This window comes from Actinoplanes sp. NPDC051388 (assembly GCF_055586225.1).
Map to the genome: position 1 here is coordinate 97,504 of NZ_JBVJIP010000030.1, position 6,957 is coordinate 104,460.

Annotated in this window: 6 protein-coding genes and 1 pseudogene; 2 read left to right on the forward strand and 5 right to left on the reverse strand. The window is 72.7% G+C overall.

The features are described from left to right. Positions 1-6 precede the first annotated feature (6 nt). A complete protein-coding gene (locus ACZ6TI_RS45490) occupies positions 7-1,371 on the reverse strand; it encodes an AMP-binding protein (protein ID WP_465351533.1) in 1,365 nt (454 codons plus the stop codon). A gap of 70 nt (positions 1,372-1,441) precedes the next feature. Here ACZ6TI_RS45490 and ACZ6TI_RS45495 point away from each other — a divergent pair, with 70 nt between their 5' ends. Further along, a complete protein-coding gene (locus ACZ6TI_RS45495) occupies positions 1,442-3,013 on the forward strand; it encodes a flavin monoamine oxidase family protein (protein WP_465351534.1) in 1,572 nt (523 codons plus the stop codon). A gap of 13 nt (positions 3,014-3,026) precedes the next feature. Here ACZ6TI_RS45495 and ACZ6TI_RS45500 read toward each other — a convergent pair whose 3' ends face one another. Genes ACZ6TI_RS45500 through ACZ6TI_RS45515 form a run of 4 tightly spaced genes read right to left on the reverse strand, consistent with a single transcriptional unit; the run spans position 3,027 to position 6,193 of the window. Continuing rightward, positions 3,027-3,509: a DUF1990 domain-containing protein gene (locus ACZ6TI_RS45500; RefSeq protein WP_465351535.1), complete on the reverse strand. Its 483-nt coding sequence runs from the start codon at positions 3,507-3,509 to the stop codon at positions 3,027-3,029. Next, positions 3,506-4,309, reverse strand: a complete 804-nt coding sequence (locus ACZ6TI_RS45505; RefSeq protein WP_465351536.1) for a YndJ family protein — start codon at positions 4,307-4,309, stop codon at positions 3,506-3,508. The genes ACZ6TI_RS45500 and ACZ6TI_RS45505 overlap by 4 nt, the downstream gene beginning before the upstream one ends. A gap of 60 nt (positions 4,310-4,369) precedes the next feature. Then, positions 4,370-5,350 (reverse strand): hypothetical protein, encoded by a 981-nt coding sequence (locus ACZ6TI_RS45510; RefSeq protein WP_465351537.1) that lies wholly within the window; start codon positions 5,348-5,350, stop codon positions 4,370-4,372. 45 nt (positions 5,351-5,395) lie between these two features. Continuing rightward, complete coding sequence (locus ACZ6TI_RS45515; protein ID WP_465351538.1) at positions 5,396-6,193, reverse strand: hypothetical protein; 798 nt, start codon at positions 6,191-6,193, stop codon at positions 5,396-5,398. A gap of 562 nt (positions 6,194-6,755) precedes the next feature. Between ACZ6TI_RS45515 and ACZ6TI_RS45520 the strand changes: the two are divergent. Continuing rightward, a pseudogene (locus ACZ6TI_RS45520) lies at positions 6,756-6,957 on the forward strand (glycine/betaine ABC transporter substrate-binding protein); the annotation flags it as partial.

The following is a 6,957-nucleotide window of genomic DNA, read 5'->3' on the forward strand; positions in this document are numbered from 1 at the left end:
ACTGTCTCACATCTGGAGGAGGCGGCTCTTCTGCACTTTGCCCATCGGATTGCGCGGCAACTCGTCCACCAGCCGCACCACGCGCGGCCGTTTGTGGGCGGCCAGCCGCTCGGCGACGAAGCCGATCAGCTCGGGCCCGGTCACCGTGCCGGCCACCACGAACGCGGTGACCTGCTCGCCCAGATCCGGGTGCGGGGTGCCGATCACGGCCGCCTCCCGAACCTCCGGGTGCGCCAGCAGCGCGTCCTCGACCTCGCCGGCGCCGACCCGGTAGCCACCCGTCTTGATCAGGTCCGTCGAGGCCCGGCCGACGATCCGGTGCCAGCCGTCCGGCTCGATCACCGCCACGTCGCCGGTCGGGAACCAGCCGTCCTCGAGCGCCGGCGGCTCGACCGTGCCGCCGCGCAGGTAGCCGTCCAGCAGGGTGGTCCCGCGGATCTGGAGATGGCCCTCGCCGACGACTCGGGTCTCGACGCCGGCCAGCGGCAGGCCGACGTATCCGGGCCGCCGCTCACCGTCCGCCCGGGCACTCACCGTGATCAAAGTCTCCGTCATCCCGTACCGCTCGACCGGGGCCTGACCGGTGAGCTCGGTGAGCGCCTCGAAGACCGGGACGCGCAGGGGCGCGCTGCCCGAGACGAGCAGCCGGGCGGCGGCGAGTTGCCGGGCGGCGGCGGGCGCGGCGCAGACCCGGGACCAGACGGTGGGCACGCCGAAGTAGAGGGTGCCGGCCGCCGCGGCGTACGCCTCGGGGGTGGGTCTTCCGGTGTGCACCAGGCGCGAGCCGGTGCGCAGGGCGCCGAGCACGCCGAGGACGAGCCCGTGCACGTGATAGAGCGGCAGGCCGTGCACCAGCACGTCGGCGGCGGTCCACTGCCAGGCCTCGGCGAGCGCGTCGAGGTCGGCGGCGATCGCGGCGCGGGAGACCACGACGCCCTTCGGCGGCCCGGTCGTTCCGCTGGTGTAGAGCACGAGCGCGGCCGCCGCCGGGTCCGGCTCGGGCGGCACCGCCGTGGACGTGTCCGCGCGGGTGGCCGGCAGCATCGGCAGGCCGCTGTCCCCCGCTGCGGCCGGGTCGTCCGCGAGGATCAGCGTGGCGCCGCAGTCGCGCAGCAGGTGGTCGCGCTCGACGTGGCCGGCGTCCGGCGGCACCGGCACGACCGGCACGCCGGCGAGCAGGCCGGCGGTGATCGCGACGACGGTCGCCGTGGTCGGCGTGGCGTCCACCGCGACCGCGGGCGCGCCGGCCAGGTCGGCCGCGATCGCCGCCGCCCGGCCGAGCAGTTCGTGCCGGGACAGCACGGCGTCCGGGCCGCGGACCGCCTGTTCCTCGTCCGGCGAGCCAGGGCTGAGAGAGCTGAGCAGTCGCACCCGAGGAAGATAACGTGTGGGCAATCTTCGACGATCCTCGATGTAACAGTCCGTTCAAAGAATGAGTGCCATGCGTGATGAGCTGAGCCGCCGCCGTTTCCTGCAGTCCGTGGGAGTGTCCGGCGGCGCCGGCGCCCTCTTCGCCACGATGGGCGCGCTCGGTCTCGCACCCACGCACGCCGCCGCGCCCGAGTTCCGCGCGCCGCGGCGCTCCGACTTCACCCTGACCGGCCGCGCCGCCCGCAAGGTGGTGATCCTCGGCGGCGGCGTGGCCGGCCTGGCCGCGGCCTACGAACTGGGCAAAGCCGGTTACGACTGCACGATCCTGGAGGCCCGCGGGGTGGCCGGCGGCCGCAACTTCACCGTGCGCGGCGGCACCGAGCAGACCGACCTCGACGGCCACACCCAGCGCGCGGCCTTCTCGACGGGCGTCTACCTGAACGCCGGACCGGCCCGGATCGCACAGTGGATGGTCACCCTGGACTACTGCCGCGAACTGGGCGTGCCGATCGAGCCGTTCGTCAACAGCAACGCCGACGCACTGATCTACAACGAGGCGGCCGGCCGGCCGATCCGCTACCGCACGGCCAAGGCCGACGTGTACGGCTACGTCTCCGAACTGCTCGCCAAGGCCACCGACCAGGGCGCGCTGGACGCCCGCCTGACCGCTTCGGACAAGGAGCGGCTGCTGAGCTTCCTGCGCGGATTCGGGTCGCTCGGAAACGATCTGGGGTACCCCGGCAGCACCAGGCGTGGCTTCGCCGCCTATCCGGGGGCCGGCGATGACGCGGGCACTCCCCTGGACGGCCCGCCGCCGCTGTCCGAGGTGTTCGCCAGCAATGTCGGCCGCTACTTCAGCTTCGAGTTCGGCTACGACCAGGCGATGATGATGTTCCAGCCGGTCGGCGGCATGGACCGGATCCCGGCCGCGCTGACCCGGGCCGTCGGCGCGCACCGGGTGCGGCTCGGCGCCGAGGTGCTCGAGGTGACCGGGAAGTGCGGCGAGGTGGCGGTGCGCTTCCGGCAGCACGGCCGCACCCGCGAGCTCACCGCGGACTTCTGCATCGCCACGCTGCCGCCGCATCTGATGGCCCGCATCCCGCACAACCTGGGCGCGGACGTGACCTCCGCGCTGGGCTCGTTCCCGGCCACCGCGTCCGGGAAGATCGGGCTCGAGTACCGGAGCCGGTGGTGGGAGGACGATCTGCGGATCTACGGCGGCATCACCGAGACCGACCTGGATCTGGCGCACGTCTGGTATCCGTCGCACGACTTCCATGCGCGGCGCGGGCTGATCGTGGGCTACTACAACACCGGGGCGAACGCTCGGGCGTACGGCGCGCTGACCCCGGCCGAGCGCACCGCGCGGGCGGTCGAGCAGGGTGTGAAGATCCACGGCGAGAAGTACCGGTCCGAGCTGGCCGGCGCGTTCTCGATGGCCTGGCACCGGACTCCTCACCTGGAGGGCGCGTGGACGTCGCCGCCGTGGGGCAGCGCGCCCTACCGGTTGCTGCTGCGACCGGCCGGGCGGGTCTATTTCGCCGGCGACTGGCTGAGCCACGAGGTGGCCTGGCAGCACGGCGCCTTCGTCTCGGCCCGGGCCGTCGTCACGGCGCTGCACCAGCGGGTGCTGGCCGGCTGAGGCTCGGTCTCGGCTACACGATGCGTTTGAGGGCGCGGGCGCACAGCCGGGCGTAGGCCTGCTGCGCGAGCGGCGCGATCGGGCCGCCGAGCCGCATCGGGAACCTGGCCGGACGGCTGAACGCGGTGACGGCGAACCAGACCCGGCCCTGCCCGTCGCGTTTCACGGTGAACGACTCCTCGCCCCGAGCCTGGTGACCGGGCAACGTGCCGTACCCGAAGCCGGCCAGGTCGGCGTCCTCGGCGACCCAGACCACCTCGCAGGGCACCACCAGCGGGCCGAGCCCGACGGTGAGCCGGACCCCGGGCGCGGCGCGGTCGGCGTCGGTGCGGATCCGGGCGCCGGTGCCGCGATGCATCCCGAACGTCAGAATGGCCTCGGCCGCCGCGGCGAAGTCGCCGCGGCCCAGTTCGGTGCGGTAGTGCAGGTGCCGATAGCCGACCGGCAGCGGCTCGAAGCGGGTCGCGCCGACCTCGGCGTACGTAAGTTCGTTCACAGCGAAACTCCCGTCCGGTAGCGGCCGACCAGGGCGCAGACCGCGAAGCCCAGGGCGTTGGCCACCCCGTGCGTGGCGGCCATCCAGCTCAGCGACGGATGCGGCAGACCGGTCGCCTCGCCCAGCGCCCAGCTGACCGCCAGCGCCATCGACGCCACCAGCACGACCGCCGAGCAGCCGAGCAGCGCGGCGGTCACCCGGTCCGTGGTGACCCGGGCGTGCCGCCAGGTCAGCCAGGCCACCGTCCACATCCCCGCGGTGAGCACCAGCGCGCCGGCCAGCTCGACGGCCTCGGCGGTGAAGTAGCCGAGGAAGACCAGGCCGGTGCCGGCCGGCACGGTCAGCGCGGCCGCGTCGGCGAGCCGGCTCGGGGTCAGTCGGCTCTGCAGCCCGGCGATGAGGGCGGCGGCGAACCCGGCGAAGTGGAAGTGCGCCACGGTGAGCGCGAGCACCCCGAGCTCGAAGCCGAACAGGTGGTAGCCCGCCCGCTCGGCGACCAGCGCGCTCGCCGCGACGGCCGGGCTGACCAGAGCGGTGCAGAGCGCGATCTCGGCCGCGGTGATCGTTCGCAGCCGCCGGACCGCATAGCCGGCCAGCAGCGCCGCCGCGATCGCATAGAGGACGGCCAGCGTGGTCGCCGCGGCGCCCCGGGGCAGCCACAGGCTGACCGCACCGGCCACCGCGCCGAACGGCCAGCACCGGCGCGCGAACGTGAGCGCCGGGTCGCGGATCAGCCGCAGCCCGGCCGGCACCACGACGAGCATGCCGACGGCGACCAGCAGATCGACCAGCACCCACATGACCGCTCCCCGACTTGAACGTGTTCAAATACTGATCCGACGGTAGCGCATGCGGGCTCGTCAGTCGAATACGCCCCAGGCGGCGTCCCGGGCGGCGGCGAGCTGCCGGGAGTCGAGGCCGTGGAACACCCAGAGGTAGCGGTCGGGCGGGGGGCGTACCGCGGCGGTGCGGACGTCGGCGAACAGGTCGAACACGATCGGGGCGCCCTCGACCAGCGCCACCGCGGTCTCCGCCATCGGGATCACCGCCTCGTCCAGCACGCCGTGCATGCGGTCGCGGATGTCGGCGGCGAAGAGGTGGCCGTCGTCGTCCCGCTTCAGGGTGAGCCCCTCGGGGCTGAGGTGCCGGTCGGCGTTCACCACGTTGTCGACCATCGTGAGGCAGGTGTGCCGGAGCAGCGTCAGCCCCTCGGCGTCGAGCCGGCGCAGCAGGGGCTTGACCGCGGTGGCGACCTTGACCGGCGCAGGCCGGCGGCGCTGGAACAGGCGCGGGGCGCCGATCCGGCTGTTGAGCTCGCGGGCCAGGGTGCCGAGCGCGAGCACCGCCTCATAGCCGGGCACCAGCGGCGGCGGCATCAGGAACAGCGTCAGCTCACGGGCCGCGGCCCGGCCACCCTGCAGCGGCCGGTTGTCCGGCATCGAATGCGGATCCACCTCGGCGGCCGGCGGTTCCGCGACCGGCTGCCAGACCACGCCCAGATACCAGCGTGCGGCGGTCCGGTGCAGCGTGATGCTGCCGCCCGCGCCGTCGCGATAGAGCGTGTATCGGGTCAGCCCGAGACGGCTGGTGAGCACCCGCGGCACCGCCCCGAACGTGCACCCGAACTCGCGCAGCCGCTCCCGGTAACCGGTGAACGGACCGGTCGAGCGCCACACGGCATGCTCCGCCGGCCCGTCCACGGAACGTTCGGCGCGCACCAGCACGGCGTTCTCCGGCACCGGGAATCCTGGTGGGAACCCGGCCGGCAACCCTCGCTCGTCGAGGTCGTCCAGCGGCTCCATGCCGGTGAACCAGGCGGAGTCCTCATCCGGATCTGACACGCGGGCGATGCTCTCACAGGGGACGCCCGCGCGCGGACCCGTGTCCTACCGGTTGTCGCGGGCCTCCGCGTCGGCTTCCTCGGCCGCGGCCTCCTCGGCGGTGACGGGCTGCTCCGGGACGGGACGCTGGGCCGGGACGAAGCCGTTCATCGACTGGTCCGGCGGGCGCTGCTCGAGCTGCCGCGCGGGCTCCTCGACCTCCGCGGCGTGCGCCGGCGCGGGCGCCTCGAGCTCCTGCGAGACCTGCGGCTGGTCCATCCACAGCGCGCGGAGCTGGCCCTGCATGAAGCCGGTGAGCCGGGACCGGTACTCCCGGTCGAACGCCTCCAAGGCCTCGATCTGCTGCTGCAGCGACTCGCGGCGGGAGCCGAGGCTGCCGACCACGTCGTCGTAGCGCAGCTGCGCCGCGGCCTTGAGCTGATCGGCGCCGGACTGGGCCTCGGCGGTGATCGCGGCGGCCTGCTCCTGCGCGGCCGCCAGGATCTTGTCGGCGCTGGCCTGCGCCTCCTCGGTGCGGGCGCGGGCGTCCCGGGCAAGCTGCTCGGAACCCTGGCGGGCCTCGAAGAGCACCTTGTCCGCCTCGCGGCGCACGTTGTGCGCGTGCACCTGGGCGTCGCGGGCGATCTGCTCGGCCGCGGCCTGGGCGTCCGTGCGGATCTTGTCGGCCTGGTGGTGGGCGGTGGCGACATGCTCCTCGGCGGTGCGCTGCGCCATCGTCAGGACCTGCAGCGCCTGATCCGGGAAACGCGGGCTGGGTGCGACCATGGCTTGCTCCGACGTCTCGGTCTCGGCGGGTGTTCCGAGCATCACTTTGACCCGATCCTTCATGCGGTTATCCGTCATCGGAGACCTCCGTGCGTGCCGGCTCATGGGTATGTGACCCGTGTCATCGAGACCTCCGCCTCGTGCGTGCCCCGGCCGGACGGAACGATCACCGGCCGCGACCGCGGAAGGTTACCAAGCACACCGGCTGAGTTGCGAGGGGCCGAACGACCAGGACATTCGTCCGCGAAGAGTCGCACTCAGGCCGGTCCGACCGAGTCACCCAGGAGCACGCAACGGGTCACAGCGGCCCCCATACAGCCCCGGCGAAGCTCATCACAGACAGTCCGCTGCAGATTACGCATAAGTAAATATTTCTCGCACGGAGTTGACCATCACCCATCGACGCTTGATCCTTGTGCGGCGTCTCGGGGAACGCAGCACCTTCCCGCAGACCGGACGGCGTGGCGGCGCCCTCCCCCTACTTTCTCGCACGCCAGCCCTAGACCCGACGCACACCGTGTCCGTTGCCCACGTCCTTTGTGGACAGAAGCTGCACGCGTGGTGCATCTATCAACCGCCGTCTGTTTTCGGACACACCACGCAATTCACCCCTGGTGGTCCTCCTCGGAAGGAAACAATCATGAAGAACCGCCTGTCCGCCGTAGTGGCGGGCACACTGGCCCTCGCCCTGGCCGGTTGTGGCGGCGCCACCTCGGACGCCGGCAACGACAAGCCGGCCGCCGGGAGCAAGGGCACGGTGAAGATCGCGATCAACCCCTGGGTCGGCTACGAGGCCAACGCCGCGGTCCTGGCCCACATCCTGCAGAAGGAACTGGGCTACA